This window comes from Atlantibacter sp. RC6 (assembly GCF_014193285.1).
In the GTDB taxonomy this organism is placed as follows: domain Bacteria; phylum Pseudomonadota; class Gammaproteobacteria; order Enterobacterales; family Enterobacteriaceae; genus Atlantibacter.
In genome coordinates, this window is record NZ_JACHZE010000001.1 from 830938 (window position 1) to 846876 (window position 15939).

13 protein-coding genes are annotated in these 15939 nt (G+C 57.9%); 4 read left to right on the top strand and 9 right to left on the bottom strand.

The annotated features are described in order from the left end of the window. The first annotated feature begins 44 nt into the window (after positions 1–44). Positions 45–719, top strand: coding sequence for an SOS response-associated peptidase (locus FHW74_RS04010; protein WP_183169251.1), 675 nt, complete (start codon positions 45–47; stop codon positions 717–719). A gap of 2 nt (positions 720–721) precedes the next feature. Here the strand turns inward: FHW74_RS04010 and FHW74_RS04015 are convergent, their stop codons facing one another. Further along, the gene (locus FHW74_RS04015) at positions 722–1597 is read right to left on the bottom strand and encodes a siderophore-interacting protein (RefSeq protein WP_183169252.1); all 876 of its coding nucleotides are present in this window, start codon (positions 1595–1597) and stop codon (positions 722–724) included. Between the two features lie 218 nt (positions 1598–1815). Here FHW74_RS04015 and FHW74_RS04020 point away from each other — a divergent pair, with 218 nt between their 5' ends. Next, entirely contained in the window at positions 1816–4014 is a 2199-nt protein-coding gene (locus FHW74_RS04020; RefSeq protein WP_183169253.1) for a TonB-dependent siderophore receptor, read from the top strand. Between the two features lie 44 nt (positions 4015–4058). Here FHW74_RS04020 and FHW74_RS04025 read toward each other — a convergent pair whose 3' ends face one another. The 6 genes from FHW74_RS04025 to FHW74_RS04050 form a co-directional block, all read right to left on the bottom strand. Then, complete coding sequence (locus tag FHW74_RS04025) at positions 4059–5021, bottom strand: sugar-binding transcriptional regulator (protein WP_183169254.1); 963 nt, start codon at positions 5019–5021, stop codon at positions 4059–4061. A 126-nt stretch (positions 5022–5147) separates the two neighbouring features. Continuing rightward, the gene (locus FHW74_RS04030) at positions 5148–6005 is read right to left on the bottom strand and encodes a phosphogluconate dehydrogenase C-terminal domain-containing protein (RefSeq protein WP_183169255.1); all 858 of its coding nucleotides are present in this window, start codon (positions 6003–6005) and stop codon (positions 5148–5150) included. Then, on the bottom strand, positions 5995–6840 hold the full coding sequence (locus tag FHW74_RS04035; RefSeq protein WP_183169256.1) for a sugar phosphate isomerase/epimerase: 846 nt from the start codon (positions 6838–6840) through the stop codon (positions 5995–5997). The genes FHW74_RS04030 and FHW74_RS04035 overlap by 11 nt, the downstream gene beginning before the upstream one ends. Then, positions 6837–7628 (bottom strand): triose-phosphate isomerase family protein, encoded by a 792-nt coding sequence (locus FHW74_RS04040; RefSeq protein WP_183169257.1) that lies wholly within the window; start codon positions 7626–7628, stop codon positions 6837–6839. Before FHW74_RS04040 ends, FHW74_RS04035 begins: the two co-directional genes overlap by 4 nt. After that, a complete protein-coding gene (locus FHW74_RS04045) occupies positions 7619–9373 on the bottom strand; it encodes a dihydroxyacetone kinase family protein (RefSeq protein WP_183169258.1) in 1755 nt (584 codons plus the stop codon). Before FHW74_RS04045 ends, FHW74_RS04040 begins: the two co-directional genes overlap by 10 nt. 1 nt (position 9374) lies before the next feature. Then, complete coding sequence (locus FHW74_RS04050; RefSeq protein ID WP_183169259.1) at positions 9375–10730, bottom strand: MFS transporter; 1356 nt, start codon at positions 10728–10730, stop codon at positions 9375–9377. 402 nt (positions 10731–11132) lie between these two features. Between FHW74_RS04050 and rpiB the strand changes: the two genes are divergently transcribed. Then, entirely contained in the window at positions 11133–11591 is a 459-nt protein-coding gene (gene rpiB, locus FHW74_RS04055; protein ID WP_183169260.1) for a ribose 5-phosphate isomerase B, read from the top strand. A 45-nt stretch (positions 11592–11636) separates the two neighbouring features. Then, positions 11637–12617: a transaldolase gene (gene tal, locus FHW74_RS04060; RefSeq protein WP_183169261.1), complete on the top strand. Its 981-nt coding sequence runs from the start codon at positions 11637–11639 to the stop codon at positions 12615–12617. Between the two features lie 28 nt (positions 12618–12645). Here tal and mgtE read toward each other — a convergent pair whose 3' ends face one another. Further along, on the bottom strand, positions 12646–14079 hold the full coding sequence (mgtE, locus tag FHW74_RS04065; protein ID WP_183169262.1) for a magnesium transporter: 1434 nt from the start codon (positions 14077–14079) through the stop codon (positions 12646–12648). Positions 14080–14239: 160 nt separating this feature from the next. Then, complete coding sequence (locus FHW74_RS04070) at positions 14240–15886, bottom strand: multidrug ABC transporter permease/ATP-binding protein (RefSeq protein WP_183169263.1); 1647 nt, start codon at positions 15884–15886, stop codon at positions 14240–14242. Positions 15887–15939 lie beyond the last annotated feature (53 nt).

Consider the following 15939-nt stretch of genomic DNA (forward strand, 5'->3'; position numbering starts at 1 on the left):
CTGCGATTTGGCACTTATACTTCCCTTAAACACGGGAGGTCACTATGTGTGGACGTTTCGCCCAGGCGCAAACGCGTGAAGCTTACCTTAGCGAGCTGGCTGAAGAATTAGAACGCGATATTCCCTACGATCCTGAACCCATTGGCCGCTATAACGTCGCGCCCGGCACTAAAGTGCTGCTGTTAAACGAGCGCGAGGCGCAACTGCATCTCGATCCCGTCCATTGGGGCTACGCGCCAGGCTGGTGGGATAAACCGCCGCTGATCAATGCGCGCGTGGAAACCGCCGCCTCCAGCCGGATGTTTAAGCCGCTATGGCAGCATGGACGGGCGATTGTTTTCGCCGACGGCTGGTTTGAATGGAAAAAAGAAGGCGATAAAAAGCAGCCGTATTTTATCTATCGTCAGGACGGCAAACCGCTGTTTTTCGCGGCCATTGGCAGCACGCCGTTTGAGCGCGGCGATGAAAATGAAGGCTTTCTGATCGTTACCGCTGCCGCGGATAAGGGCCTGATTGATATCCATGACCGTCGCCCTCTGGTTCTGACACCCGAAGCGGCGCTGGCGTGGATGAGCCAGGATATCGGCGGCACAGAAGCAGAAGCGATAGCCAAAGACGGCGCGGTTCCGGCTGGCGATTTTAGCTGGCATCCGGTGACGCGCAGCGTCGGGGATATCAGAAACCAGGGAGCGGAGTTGATCGCGCCGCTGGAGGAATAGCGCTACTTATGGCTCCAGTACGCCATAAAGTTTACGCAGGCCCGGTCGAGATGACGCTCGCCGGTGAGATAGCGGCGCAGGTTTTTCATGGTGGAGGACTCCCCGGCCACCCAGGCATAGAACGGTTTTTTACCTGCGGCGCGCTCCCAGATGTCGTCTTCCAGTAGGCTGCTGGAGGCCAGCGATTGCGCCTGGCATTGCGCGTATGCGGGTATATCTACCGCCGCTTTGACTTCATCCAGTAGCGCTTCGCCATAGCGATCGGACTCACGCGCAATCCAGTGTACGCGAGCGAAACCAAACGCGCTGACGTCGTGAATGTCGCTTTCATGCGGTACTTCGATAAACGCCTGAACCTCTGGCGGATGCGCGGATTTCGCCAGCTGTTCAAGAATGCCCATTACGGCAGGCAGCGCGGTTTCGTCAGCGATCAGCAGTGCCTGATTAAGAGTGTCAGGCGGCAGCCACTCGTAGCCGCCGCTGTCGCCGTTAAACGCCGCGTCAGGCGCAACCACCAGCAGTCGCTCGCCGGGCGTAGCGTGAGTGGCCCAGCGCGATGCCGGACCGTTTTCCCCGTGCAAAACAAATTCAACGTCCATTTCCCGCGCGTCACGGCGCAACGCCCGCAACGTATAGGTACGCATCACTGGCCGGGTCTCTTTCGGCAGAGCCAGATAATCCTGATACCAGTTATCCCCCTTCCCTAACCCCTGCCCCAACGCGCCGTTTTCGCTGAACAGCAGTTTGATGCGCTGGTCCGGCGCTTCATGCTTCATCTGCGCTATCTCGTCGCCGGTAAACACGCAGCGCAGCAGCGATGGCGTGATCTGATGACGCGATTTCAAGGTGAGGTCAAAGAGTCGATAGCTGGCGGCCATAGCAATGGATCCTTGCAGAACAGATGAGCGGGCTGTAAACCCTTCAATAAATAAGGAAATATTGATGAAGATTTGCAAGCAAATATTGCAAAAACGCTTGTCTTTGTAAATGTAATAAATATCATTATGAGAATAATTACCAATTCAAAAACGTCTGCAACTGATTGTGCTGCGTCTTTTATCGGGGCAAAGCACCTAACTTAATGGAATAACAACTAATGATTGCCAACCGCCGTACCCGCTGGGTGCTGAACCCCGTGCTGCTTGCCATGCTCTCTACCCCTGCTCTCGCTGCTGATACCCAGGACGATACCCTGGTGGTGTCCGCTAACCGCGCGCACCGCAGCGCCACCGATATGGCGCAAACCACCTGGGTGATTGAAAAGCAGGAAATCGAACAGCAGATGCAGGGCGGCAAAGAGATCAAAGAGATCCTCGCTCAGCTCATTCCGGGGATGGACGTCAGCAGCCAGGGGCGCACCAACTACGGCATGAATATGCGTGGCCGTTCGATGATGGTGATGGTAGACGGCGTGCGCCTCAATTCATCCCGTACCGACAGCCGCCAGTTGGATGCCATCGATCCGTTTAATATTGAGCGAATCGAGGTCATCTCTGGCGCAACGTCGCTGTACGGCGGCGGCAGTACCGGCGGGTTGATTAATATCGTAACCAAAAAAGGCCAGCCGGAGCAGGAAGTGGAACTGCAACTGGGCGGTAAAAGCGGTTTTAACAGCCATAACGACCACGATGAAAACGTCGCGGCGGCAGTAAGCGGCGGTAACGATAACGCATCGGGCCGCATGTCGGTTTCGTATCAGCGTTTTGGCGGCTGGTATGACGGTAACGGCGATGAAGTCATTATCGATAATACCCAGACTGGCTTACAGTATTCTGACCGTCTTGACGTCATGGGTACCGGGACGATCAATATCAGTGATACCCAGCAGCTCCAGCTCACCACGCAGTACTACAAAAGCCAGGCGGATGGCGATCACGGTCTGTATCTGGGCCGTAACTTCTCTGCCGTTACCGGCCAGGGCAATGCCTATAACGCCAGCAATCTCGATTCCGATCGTATCCCGGCCACTGAACGTCACTTAATTAACCTGCAATATTCCAACACCGATTTTTGGGGTCAGGACCTGGTAGCGCAGATTTATTACCGTGATGAATCGCTGACCTTTTATCCGTTCCCGACGCTGGGCCGTACCGGCGTCACCAGCATTGGCGCCTCCCAGCAGAAAACCGATTTTTATGGCGGCAAGCTGACGCTCAACAGCACGCTGTTTGATAGCCTGAACCTGACTTACGGCGTGGATGCTGAACATGAAGCTTTCGACGCCAACCAGCAGTTCTTCGACCTGGCGAAAGCCCAGCAGTCCGGCGGGATGACGCTGGATAACAGCTACAACGTGGGGCGCTACCCGAGCTACAGCATCACCAACCTCGCGCCGTTCCTGCAAACCAGCTATGACATTAACGACATCTTTACCCTGAGCGGCGGCGTACGCTACCAACACACTGAAAACAAAGTGGATGATTTCGTCGGCTACGCCCAGCAGCAGGCGATTGCCACTGGCGCGGCAACCTCCGCCGACGCAGTGCCAGGCGGCAAAACCGATTACAACAACTTCCTGTTTAACGCCGGTCTGCTGGCGCACCTGACCGAACGCCAGCAAACCTGGTTTAACTTCTCCCAGGGTTTTGAAATCCCGGATCTGGCGAAGTATTACGGTTCCGGCACATACCGTCTGAACAACGGTCACTACCAGTTGCTGAACAGCGTTAACGTTAACGACTCCACGCTGGACGGCATCAAAGTGAACGCCTATGAGCTTGGCTGGCGCTATACCGGGGATAATCTGCGTACCCAGTTGGCGGCCTACTATTCTCTGTCTGACAAAACGATTTCCATCAACAAAACTGATATGACCATTAATCTCGACGATGACAAACGTCGTATTTACGGTCTTGAAGGCGCAGTGGATTACTTCTTTGCCGACAGCGACTGGAGCACCGGCGCGACCTTTAACGTGATCAAGTCGGAAACCAAACAGGACGGCAAGTGGGAAAAACTCACTGTTGACGCCGCCAGCCCGTCTAAAGCCACCGCGTATGTGGGCTGGGCACCGGGTGACTGGAGCCTGCGCGTGCAGACCCAGCAAACCTTCGACCTGACCGACAGCGCCGGGAAGAAAATCGACGGTTATAACACCATTGATTTGCTGAGCAGCTATAACCTGCCGGTGGGTAAAGTGAGCTTCAGCGTCGAGAACCTGCTGGACGAAGACTACACCACCACCTGGGGGCAGCGCGCACCGGGGCTGTACAGCCCAACTTACGGTGCTGCCGATCTGTACACCTATAAGGGTCGCGGACGGACGTTTGGCGTAAATTACTCGGTACTGTTCTAAAACCCAAAGGGAGCCGCAAGGCTCCCTGGTGTTAAGCGCAGCGCTTACTGCGTCATACTCAAAATCGTGCGGATATTGCGCGCGCTGGTGGCAATAATATCAATCGCCCCGGTGCGCAAAGCGCCCATAATCGACATCGCCTTGGTGTTCTCCGACGCAATCGCAATCACGCAGGGGATCTGGCGCAGCTCTTCCACGCTCAGGCCGATAACCCGGTCGTCCATTACGGTATTAACGTGTTTTCCCTGGGCGTTGAAGAAGTCATATCCCGCGATATCCCCGGTCACGCCCTGGTGCAGGCTGGCGTCGTTAATCTCCTGGGGAGTGAACCAGCCCAGCTTGACCATATAGCTGTTCTCGTTCATATCGCCGATGCCCACCAGCGCAATGTCCGCCTTGCGGGCGCGATCGAGGGTCTCTTTAATGGTGCCGTTGCGCATCAGCGCGGCTTTCAGTTCCGGGTTTTCCACATAGGCGGGCGCGTACAGCGACTCGCTGCTGCCGCCGAATTTTTTCGCCAGCAGGCGGCTGATGTGGTCAGCGTTAATCACGTCACCGGTACGGTGCGTGCCGCCGATCCCGCAAATAAAGCGGCAATCTTTGGCCTGAATCGGGCTGGTATATTCCGCCACCGCCGCCACATTGCGGCCCTGGCCGACGGTCACCACCATATTGTCACGCAGGTTATTAGCAAGATAACCGGATACCAGGGCAGCCACCTGGCGACGCTGTTCGTCTTCATCATTATGGTCGAGGGCGATTAACGCGCGGCTTATCGGGAAGCGCTCCTGCATTTGCTTTTCAAGCTGGGTGCTGAACACCGGATGGTAGCGAACATTGATTTCAACAATGCCCTCTTCTTTGGCGCGCTTAAGCAGGCGTCCAACTTTGATGCGGGAAAAACCAAAACGATTGGCGATCTCTTCCTGAGTCACCTCATCGCAGTAGTAGGCAATAGCGATCTCGGTGAGTAGTTCAAAATCCTGGCTCTGGCTGGATTTGTCCATGCGAGGCGCGTTCTCCATTGAGGGGGAAGTGATTAATTCTCTTACGATAGCCGCAAATTGTACCAAATCTAAAACATTATGCCGAAAACTATGCTCTGCCGCGCAAATTGCGGCAGAGCCTGTTGATTAACGCTTGATGCTATCGATTTTCAGCATCCGGGCAATCACTTTATCCAGTTCCTGCTCTTCAAAGATCACTTTCCAGTCCGGCTTAACGATTTTCTCACGGCCATACTCCATGGCGATCATGCAGGCGTCGGAGAACGGGTTGGTGGCGCGGAACGCCACGGCCAGGGCAATCTGGATATGGCCATACAGCATCGCTTTCGCCGCCTCTTCCGGCACGCCGCTGTGCTTGACGGTTTCATCCAGCGCTTCTTTCATAAACGCGCCGACCATGCAGGCCACGGTTTCCACCAGCGTCGGTTCCAGGTACGCCAGCTGTTTCACCGTCACCCAGTGCACCTGCTCTACCGGGCCGTACATGCAGCTGATCACCTTGCTCAGTTCGGCTTTTTGCGCGTCGCTGCCGGTTTCATAAGAGGCCGCCACGTGTTGCACCGCCGCCACGCCGCCAAACGCATCGGCGTGCTCTTCTTTGGTGTAACGCTGGAGGAACACCGAGGGATGGCACGGGTGCGCCACCGCGTACTCAATGCCGTCGCGCTGGGCGATGAGATTTGCGTAGGCCGCCGCCGGGTCGAGGGTCAGCAGTACCGCGCCGGGTTTCATCTGCGGTACCACAGCTTCAGACACTTTACCCAGCACAATATCCGGCACCGCCAGGATCACCACATCGCTCACCGGCACCACAGACTGCGCGTCGGACAGCTCGCGACCCTTGTCAGTAACCTGTTGCTGCGCGGCAGGCGAGTTTTCGCAATAAAACACGTGATAATCGCTTTTCTGGAAATTCGCCGAAATACGCATCCCCATTTTGCCGCCCGCACCGATTACGGTAATAGTTTTCAATTCAGTAGACATGATGTGACTCCCTGGATATCGTTGAAGAATGATTGGAGGTTTGTTTATCAAGCAGATACTTCATGTTGTGTTCAGTCCAGGCCGCTTCGACGCGGCAGGAACTTTCGCCGTCGCCCTGCCAGGGCAACCAGTGCTCAATAATCTGGTTAATGCCGCGGGTTTGCGGCTCGATGTGCTGGTAAATCTCGTCGTAGCGCAGCAGGCCTTCGCCGAGCTTCGCGCCCGCAAGAGTAAAGCCCACCCAGCCGTCGCGGCGCGAGAAAGCAAAATCTTTGACGTGCCAGTTCAGCACGTACGGCGCGGTTTTCGCCACCACGTCCACTGGCGACTCCAGGCTGGCGACACAGTTAGCCGGGTCGAGGCAAATGCCGACCAGCCCCGAGTTAATCGCTTTCACCAGCGCGATGTTGTCATCGGTGGGCACCTGTTCGTAGGTTTCCAGACAGATTGCCACGCCCTGGTTTTCAAACGCCGGCAGCACGCTTTCCACGCTGCGCTGGGCTTCACTGAGCGTCGGGCGGTGGTCAGGGCTGTAGATCATGGTGCGCAACAGCGCGCAATCCAGCTCGCCCGCAATCGCCAGGTAGCGTTGCAGATGCGCAGGCGTCACGCCTTTGGTGCCCAGTTCGAGCGTGATGCCCGCCCGCGCGGCATGTTGGGCCAGGCGCGCCCGTTCGCTGGATGACCAGTCGGTGATTTGCGGGTAATCGCAAATCTGGAACACCGTCGCGCCAAGCCGCGCGCTGTCGTCGATGGCCGCAAACAGGCTCATCGGTTTTGGCGCTTTTTCTGACAGTTGCCAGAAATAAGCGTAAGTACTGAGTCCGAGTTTCATGCGTGCTCCTTATTTTCGGCGTGGGTTAACAGGGTGTGGGCTTCATCGAGGATCGCCTGCATCGCGGCGGGCTGATGGGCAAAGCGCCCCAGAAACAGCCCGTCGACATGCGGCCACAGCTGGGTCAGCAGCCCCGGCCCGGCGCTGCCGCCGTAGATGACGCGGTGGTCGCCCGGTAGCGCCAGCAGATGCGCCCGCAGCCCTGCGCACACGGCCTGAATGTATTCGGGGGAAGCCGGTTGCGGCGCGCCGATGGCCCACTGCGGCTCCCAGGCAAAAATCAAATCCCCGGTGAGGGCGTGTTGATGCAAAAATTGAATAATCTGGTCCGCTTCCTGAATCGCGAAAGCGGTGGCGCTGTCGATGGCCATTTTTTCTGGTTCGCCGATGCAGATCACCGGCGTTAAGCCATTCTCCAGCGCTAACTGGACTTTGCGGCAAATCACCGCCTCATCCTCATGAAAATGACGGCGACGTTCGGCGTGGCCGATTTCAACAAACTTCCCGCCCATCTCGCTGACCATGGCCGCGCTGGTTTCGCCAGTCCACGCGCCGGGTTCGGCAGGCGCGATATTTTGCGCCCCAACCTGCATGGCGGTGCCGTCGAACACGCGCAGCGTGCCTGCAATCGCCGGCGCCGACGGGAAGGTAAACAGCGTGGCCTGCGGGCAGGCGCTGAGCAACGGATGCTGGCGCACGATGTCCGCCACCTGGCGGCTCCAGTCGAGAGTTTGCTGATAGCCGAAATACATCTTCAGGCTCACGCCAAGCGTCAGTTTTACTGACATACCGCCCCCTCTTTTGCGTTATCCGGGACGCAGCTAAAGCAGTGGCCCACCGCCGTGACGATCATCGCCAGCGAAACCGCGCCAGCGTCGGGCGTGCCCAGACTGCGCTCCGCCAGCGGACGGGCGCGGCCCATTTTCGGCAGCAGTTGCGCGGTCTCTTTGGCGCACTGCTCGGCGTGGCGGGCAGCGTTATTCCAGGCCTGAGCCAGCGGTAAGCCTTTATTCACCTCTTCAAGCAGCGCTTCGCTAAACGGCAGCAGCACATCCACCAGGGTTTTATCGCCAGGTTTGGCTTTGCCGAAATGCATCACGCCGTGAGCGGCGTCGTTTACCGCCCGGGCAACGGCCTGCGCATCCGGGCGCTGTTGATTGCCGATGCCGGTGCCGATGGTATTTAAAATCACACCCCAGATTGCGCCGGAGGTGCCGCCAGCCTGGTCGGCCCAGGCGTCGGCGGCCTGCTGTAAAACCGTACCTGCGCCAGCGCCCAGCGCCAGGCAGCGATGGGCGCTGTCCCGCGCCGCGCGTACGCCGCGCTCCATACCGATACCGTGGTCGCCATCCCCGGCGATGGCGTCGATACGGCCTAACTCGTCCACGTTCTGGATCACCACGTCGGCCAGCGCATCCACCATCGCGACCACGCGTACGGCGGCGTCACGGGAGGCGTCAGAGGCTTCTGACACCCTGTCCTGCTGGCATTCGCCGCTGTCGCTGGCCTGCCGCGGCTGCGCGGTAAGCACCGAGCCGCGTTTAAAGGCCGGGCTGTAGGCTGGCGCCAGCCACAGCGCTTCCAGCTCTTCGGTAAACCAGGCGAGAGTCAGCGACAGCCCCGCCATATCGAAGCTGGTGACGAATTCGCCTACCTGCACATCAGCCAACACCACGCCCTGTTCACTCAAGCGCTGCTGAACGCCGTGCCACACCACGAACAGCTCTTCATATTTCACCGAGCCGAGGCCGTTAAGGATCGCCCCGACGCGTGCGCCCTTGACGCTAACGCCGGGCGGTAAATCGTTGAGCAACTGTTCCACCAGCATATCCGCCAGTTGGCTGGCCCCCGGCACCGCCATTTCGCGGATGCCCGGCTCGCCGTGGATACCCATCCCGAAGCCCATCTGTCCTTCCGGCACGGTAAACAGCGGATGTTCAGCCCCCGGCAAGGTACAGCCGGAAAACGCCACGCCGATGGTGCGGGTGCGATCGTTTGCGCGTTTGGCGATGGCAAGCACCTCCTGCAACGACGCGCCCTGTTCGGCGGCGGCGGCGGCGGCTTTAAACACCACTAAATCCCCCGCCACGCCGCGGCGTTTTTCAATCTCGTTTTGCCCGGCGCTGGTGATGTCATCGGTCACGGCGATCAGCTCGCACGGGATGCCTTCGGCAATCAGCCGTTCCCGGGCCAGGCCAAAGTGCAGCACATCGCCCGCGTAGTTACCGAATGCTAACAGTACGCCCGCGCCGTTATTGGCGGCTTTCGCCACCGAGCAAATCTGCTGGGCCGACGGCGAGGCGAACAGGTTGCCCATCGCCGCGCCGTGCGCCAGCCCCTGTCCCACCAGCCCGGCGAATGCCGGGTAGTGGCCCGAGCCGCCGCCGATGACAATCGCCACCGTCCCTGGCTGACTTTGGGTATTACGAATAACCCCGCCCGGCACCTGCCGCACGATTTCAGCGTTGGCGCTGACGAAGCCAGCCACCATCTCTTTGGCGAATTCGGAGGGATTATTAAATAGCCATGTCATATTAGTGCTCTCCTGCTCGTTTCATCTTCACATCAGCGGCGGGTTTGCTGTGGGGAATGCGGCTTAACACCAACATCATAATGGCCGACAGCAGCATAAATCCGCCGACTACCATCATCGGCACCAGATAACTGTGCGTGGCGTCATGCAGCGCGCCGGTAATGTAGCCCGCCGAGAACCCGGCCACGTTGCCGAGGGTATTGATTAACGCCACCGCCGCTGCCGCAGAGGCACCCGACAGGAACTGGGTCGGTAAGGTCCAGAAGTTCGGCAGAGCCGCGAAGATAGCGCTGGCGGTTAATGAGATCACCACCATGGTGGCTAACGGCGTTTCCATATACAGCGCGGTAGGCACGGAGATCGCGCCGACCAGGGCGGGAATGGCGATATGCCAGGTTTTGCAGCCGCGACGCGAGACATCACGCGACCAGAAGAACATCACGATAGCTGCCACCAGGTACGGCGCGCCGGTGATCAACCCTTTCTGCATCACGCCGAAGGTGACGTTAAACTGGCTCTGGAAGCCGCCGATGATGGTCGGCAGGAAGAACGCCAGCGCATACAGGCCGTACACGAAGCCGAAGTAGATCAGGCACAGCACCCAGACGCGGGCGTTGGACATCGCCGAGCGCAGGCTGTGGTTAGCGGCGCTGGATTTCTGGGCGTCTTCACGCGCCAGCTCGCTGTTAAGCCACGCTTTCTCCTGCGACGTCAGCCATTTGGCGTCGTTCGGCTTATCGATCAGATAGAACCAGGCGATGATGCCCACCACAATCGCCGGCACCGACACGCCAAGGAACATCACGCGCCAGCCTTCCAGCCCGAACAGACCGTGCTGATTGATAAACCAGGCCGCCAGCGGCGCGCCGAACACCACAGTCAGCGGCTGCGCCAGATAAAACAGCGCCAGAATTTTGCTGCGGTGACGCGCCGGAACCCAGGCGCTTAAGAAGAAGATCGCCCCGGGGAAGAAGCCCGCTTCCGCCACGCCGAGCAGCAGGCGCAGGATATACAGCCCTTCGACATTACTCACCCAGGTAAATAACAGTGAAACAATACCCCAGGAAACCATGATACGCGCCAGCCAGCGACGCGCGCCGTAGCGGTGCAGCGCCAGGTTGCTGGGCACTTCCAGCAGGATATAGCCGATAAAGAAAATCCCGGAGGCCAGGCCGAACTGCGCGACCTGGATGCCCAGGTCATCCATCATGCCGTTAGGGCCCGCAAAGGAGATGGCCGTCCTGTCGAGGAAGTTAATAAAGAACATCAGAGCAACAAATGGCACAAGACGAATCGAGATCTTACGAATGGCTGACTTTTCTACATCAGTCGCGACGTTTTGATGAGTGCTGGTCACAGTGTCTCTCCTTCCGGGTAAATCGGGTTACCGGTGGGATCAGAGGAATAAAGGTGTTGTCTATAAACCGCGATTATGGATAAGCCCCGTTCCATACCTAATGTCGTTTCCTATTCACATTTTCGCTACATGACAAATGAACATTAACAGCTCATAAGATTTGTGCATATGAGCATCAAATGAAATTGTGATCGCCCTCAAAATGTCTCTCATCAGCGGTGCGGGGGCCTTTTCACCCTAAAAATGGGTAGCAAAGGCCAATTTTCACTGTTCATATGAAAATGTATTGAACTTATGTTTAATAAAAGCTACTTTTTATCCAGACAGAATTTGTTCAGATGAATAGAAAGCGTTCATTTGAACATCAAAACTTCCCCTGTACCCTGATGTGAGGAAACCACTATGTTAACTATTGCGATTGGTGCTGATAATGCAGCGACGGAGCTGAAGAATCTGGTGAAGTCCCATTTGCAGTCGAAAGGTATTGAAGTTGTCGACTTCAGCCATGACGTTGACAACAACGCGCTGATCTACCCGGATATCGCTTTCAACCTGGCCAGCGCTATTGGCGACGGGACGTATCCGCGCGGTATTTTGCTGTGCGGCACCGGTATTGGCATGGCCATTGTCGCCAATAAAGTTCCCGGCGTGCGCGCCGCCCAGTGCCACGACACCTATTCCGCCGAACGCGCGCGTAAAAGCAACGATGCGCAGGTGATGACCCTTGGCGCACGCGTAATCGGCCCTGAGCTGGCGAAAAACATTGTTGACGTGTGGCTGGCGTCGGAATTCGAAGGCGGGCGCTCTGCGCCGAAAGTCGAAAAAATCACGTATTACGAGAATCAGGGCAAGTCTGCGTAATTACCGGCTGCCGCTTAACCTCTGTGTTCTGAAAGGATCAAGATCATGAGTCAGTTAGATGAACTCAAACGTATCACTACCGTGGTGGCGGACAGCGGCGACATCGAGGCCGTTCGCCGTTTTAAACCGCAGGACGCCACCACCAATCCGTCGCTGATCCTCAAGGCGGCGGCCATTCCTCACTATCAGCCGCTGATCGACGATGCGCTTCATTATGCCATCACACAGGGCGGCAGCCGTGAAACGCAAATCATCAACGCCAGCGACAAACTGGCGGTGAATATCGGCCTGGAGCTGCTTAAGCATGTGCCGGGCCGCGTCTCTACCGAAGTGGACGCGCGCCTCTCTTTCGACCGTGGGCTGTGCGTCGCCAAAGCGCGCAAGCTGATCCGCCTGTACCAGCAGCAGGGCATCGATAAATCACGGATTCTGATTAAGCTCGCCGCCACCTGGCAGGGCATTCGCGCCGCCGAAGAGCTGGAAAACGAAGGGATCAACTGCAACCTGACGCTGCTGTTCTCATTTGCCCAGGCCCGCGCCTGCGCCGAAGCGGGGGTGTATTTGATTTCACCGTTCGTCGGGCGGATTTACGACTGGTATCAGCAGCATCAGCCGCAGGAAAATTATCAGGCGGAAAGCGATCCGGGCGTGGTATCGGTGCGTGATATCTACCATTACTACAAAGCGCACCGTTACCCGACGGTGATTATGGGCGCCAGCTTCCGTAAAACCGAGCAGGTGCTGGCGTTAGCCGGATGCGATCGCCTGACTATTTCCCCGGCCCTGTTAAGCGAGCTGGCATCGCGGGAAGGCAAGGTGGATGTGAAACTGAGCGCCGATGTACCGGCAGAAAACCGTCCGTCGCCGATTAGCGAAGCCGAGTTTTACTGGCAGCACCACCAGGATGCCATGGCGGTGGATAAACTGGCGGAAGGCATTCGCCTGTTCGCGCAAGATCAGGAAAAGCTGGAAGCCATGCTGGCCGCGCAACTGGCGCAGCAAACAGTTGCGTCATTAGCGGAATAACGCCCAGGGCCGCCGATGCGGCCCTTTTTTACAGCAAAAACAGCGTCGCCAGTCCGAGGAAAATAAAGAACCCGCCAGTATCGGTGATCGCGGTGATCATCACGCTGGAGCCAATGGCCGGGTCGCGCCCTAAGCGGGTCATGATCATCGGGATCAGCACGCCCATGATCGCCGCCACCAGCAGGTTGAGCATCATCGCCAGGGTCATCACCCCGCCCAGCGCCCGGTCGTCATACAGCCACCAGGTGACGCCGCCCATAATGCCGCCCCATACCAGCCCGTTAATCAGCGCTACGCCAATTTCGCGCAGCATCAGGAAGTGAATATTGCCCGGCTGGATTTGCCCCAGCGCCAGGGCGCGCACAATCATGGTAATGGTCTGGTTGCCGGTGTTGCCGCCGATGCCCGCCACAATCGGCATCAGCGACGCCAGCGCCACCAGTTGCGCGATGGTGTGTTCAAATCCGTCGATCACCCTTGAGGCGATAAACGCGGTACACAGGTTGATAGCCAGCCACGCCCAGCGGTTTTTTACCGCTTTGGCTACCGGCGCGAACACATCTTCTTCGGCGCTTAAGCCCCCCATACGACGCAGATCGTTATCGGTCTCTTCGTACACCACGTCAACGATCTCATCAATGGTCAGACGGCCTATTAACCTGCCCCGCTCGTTCACCACGGCGGCGCTGACCAGGTTGTCGCGTTCGAAAATACGCGCCGCCTCTTCATCGCGAAATTCCGGCGTCAGGATCACCGGGTTGGCGTCCATCACGTCGCACACCACCGCCTGCTGCGGGTTAAGCAAAATGGTGGTCAGCTCCAGCTCGCCAATCAGCGTATTATCCCGGTTCACCACAAACAGCTTATCGGTGTTGTGCGGCATTTTGCGCAGACGGCGCAGGTAGCGCTGCACCGTCGCCAGGGTGATCTCCGGGCGCACGGTGATCACCTCGAATTCCATGATCGCGCCGACGCTGTTTTTGTCGTACATCAGCATCTGGCGCGCCCGGGCGCGTTCGCGGGCCGGGAGCGAGGCCAGCAGCCGGCCCGTCAGATTACGCGGCAGGTGTTGAGCGATATAAATCTGTTCGTCAATATCCAGGGTGCTGATGGCGGCGATCAGCGCCTGATCGCTCATCTCGTCGATCAGATCGTCCCAGACGTTATCCGAGGCTTCGAGCAGCACGTGGCCGCGCTTTTCATCGCCCACCAGCCGCCAGATGGCGTGGCGCTCTTCCGAGGGCAGCGATTCCAGGGTATCGGCGAGATCCGGCGCGGGCAGGCGCTGTACCCGCAGGGCAATGTCATCAATGGCCTCAAGCACCTGCTCGGCGTCATGATGCCCCGGCGCGAGTTTGCCAAGAATGCCCTGGGTAACCGCTTTGTCCGTCGCCAGCAGCTTGAGAATTTGCAGCCGGTCTTCGGCGCGCTGTTTTACGTTATACGGGGTGATGGAAACCATAAGTCGCGCATTCCATGAAAAGAAATATCAACAGGGCTATCCCGCCCTTCGTCTGTTTGAGTTCTGTTAAGCATAGCGGGTGCCTGGTAAATTTTACTCAACGAGGCGGGCGAGCGGATAAAAAAAACCAGCATCGGATACCCATGCTGGTTTTAACGGCTTAGCTGCCGGTACGGGCGACCGCGTCGCGGCTGGCGCTGTCGCGCTCGTCGCCGGTCAGTTCGCTCAACTGCCCGTTGCGCATTTCCAGCAACCGGTCGGCGTGGATAAAGTAGTGATCGTCATGGCTGATGGCGAAAATGGTTTTACCCATTTGCTGCATCAGCGGCAGCAGCACCTGATAAAAATCACGGCGGAAGTGCGGGTCCTGATCGGCGGCCCACTCGTCCAGCAGGATAATATCGCGCTCTTCCGCCAGCGCCAGCAGCAGCGCCACGCGCTTTTTCTGGCCTTTGGACAGCTTCAGGTTAAGGATCTTGCCGTTATCCAGCTCCAGTTTGGAGGACATTTTCAGGCGTTCCAGCCACTGCTCCACCAGTTCAGGCCTGGCGGCCTGGCCCTGGGGGCCGAGCAGTTGGTCGAACAGCCAGACGTCGGTGAACACCGCCGAGAAGTGTTTGCGGTATTCATCCATGTTGTTGGCGCTGATTGGCTGGCCATCCAGCAGGATCTCGCCGGACACCGGCTGATACAGCCCGGTAAGCAGCATCGCCAGGGTGGATTTGCCGCTGCCGTTGCCGCCGATCAGGAACAGCAATTCGCCGCGATGAATCGTCAGGTTAATCGGCCCCACGGCAAACGAGTTATCGCCGTAGCGGAATTCCACATTGCGCAGTTCCAGGGTCTGCCACGGCGCGCGCGGCTGCGGATGGGCGAATTCTGGCTGGTACGGCGCGAGATGAAACTTGTTGAGCTTATTAAACGCCACCTGGGCGGTCAGCAAAGTGGGCAGCGCCCCAACGGCCGACAGCAGCGGAGTACGCAAAAACAGCAGCGTCAGGGAAAAGGTCGCCGCCACGTTGGTATCCGCCCAGCCGAGGCTGTTCGCCATCCAGAACACCAGGCCAATCGCGCCCAGCATCATAATGTTCGACCAGTTCACCGCGCTCAGGTGGAAGGTATCTGCACGCACGATGTGGTGACGATACGCTTTGGCATCCGGCTGGTAGACCTTATCGAAGATATACTCCGCCCGCTCGCGGTTCAGGGCCAACTCTTTGCGCCCTTCCAGCACGGTCTGGTAGTTGTTGTACAGTTTATCTTCGGTTTCACGCAGGATCGCCAGATGGCGGTAAACCCGCGCCACCAGCACAAAGCCGCCCCAGATGGTGATGGCCACCCAAACAGTGGTGACGACCAGCATTTTCGGCGACAGCACCGCCAGATACCAGGCGCAACCAATCGCCAGAATGATGCCCTGCACCAGTTCCGGCAACCGCACAAAGGCGATGGTGATATTACGGATATCGCTGGTCAGCCCCGCCAGCAGCGACGCGCTGCCGAGCTGCTCTACCCGCTCCACCGGGGTATCAAGAATACGTTTGATAAATTCGCCGCGCAGACGAAAGACAAAATGGTGGCCGAGGGTGGTCAGCGCCAGTTGCGATGCCAGCGTTACCGCCATCAGCAGCAGCAACAGGCCGAGAAACTCAGGCAATACCGCCAGGGAGATATCGACGTTTTCGATTAAACGTTGGTTTATAAAGGCAATGAGGCCAATGCCCAGCGCGGCACTGGCAAGGCTCAACGCCATTACCGACAAAAAAGGCCAGCGATACTGACGCCAGACGACCAGCAGGAGTTCCATAAATAGCAGCAATCCACAGCAGAAAATCAATCAGGCATGCAGTGTAAACGGCT

Excerpts from the sequence above, each read along its gene's own strand:
- FHW74_RS04010 (WP_183169251.1), top strand. The coding sequence starts at position 45 with ATGTGTGGACGTTTCGCCCAGGCGCAAACGCGTGAAGCTTACCTTAGC.
- FHW74_RS04015 (WP_183169252.1), bottom strand. The coding sequence starts at position 1,597 with ATGGCCGCCAGCTATCGACTCTTTGACCTCACCTTGAAATCGCGTCAT.
- FHW74_RS04020 (WP_183169253.1), top strand. The coding sequence starts at position 1,816 with ATGATTGCCAACCGCCGTACCCGCTGGGTGCTGAACCCCGTGCTGCTT.
- FHW74_RS04025 (WP_183169254.1), bottom strand. The coding sequence starts at position 5,021 with ATGGACAAATCCAGCCAGAGCCAGGATTTTGAACTACTCACCGAGATC.
- FHW74_RS04030 (WP_183169255.1), bottom strand. The coding sequence starts at position 6,005 with ATGTCTACTGAATTGAAAACTATTACCGTAATCGGTGCGGGCGGCAAA.
- FHW74_RS04035 (WP_183169256.1), bottom strand. The coding sequence starts at position 6,840 with ATGAAACTCGGACTCAGTACTTACGCTTATTTCTGGCAACTGTCAGAA.
- FHW74_RS04040 (WP_183169257.1), bottom strand. The coding sequence starts at position 7,628 with ATGTCAGTAAAACTGACGCTTGGCGTGAGCCTGAAGATGTATTTCGGC.
- FHW74_RS04045 (WP_183169258.1), bottom strand. The coding sequence starts at position 9,373 with ATGACATGGCTATTTAATAATCCCTCCGAATTCGCCAAAGAGATGGTG.
- rpiB (WP_183169260.1), top strand. The coding sequence starts at position 11,133 with ATGTTAACTATTGCGATTGGTGCTGATAATGCAGCGACGGAGCTGAAG.
- tal (WP_183169261.1), top strand. The coding sequence starts at position 11,637 with ATGAGTCAGTTAGATGAACTCAAACGTATCACTACCGTGGTGGCGGAC.
- mgtE (WP_183169262.1), bottom strand. The coding sequence starts at position 14,079 with ATGGTTTCCATCACCCCGTATAACGTAAAACAGCGCGCCGAAGACCGG.
- FHW74_RS04070 (WP_183169263.1), bottom strand. The coding sequence starts at position 15,886 with ATGGAACTCCTGCTGGTCGTCTGGCGTCAGTATCGCTGGCCTTTTTTG.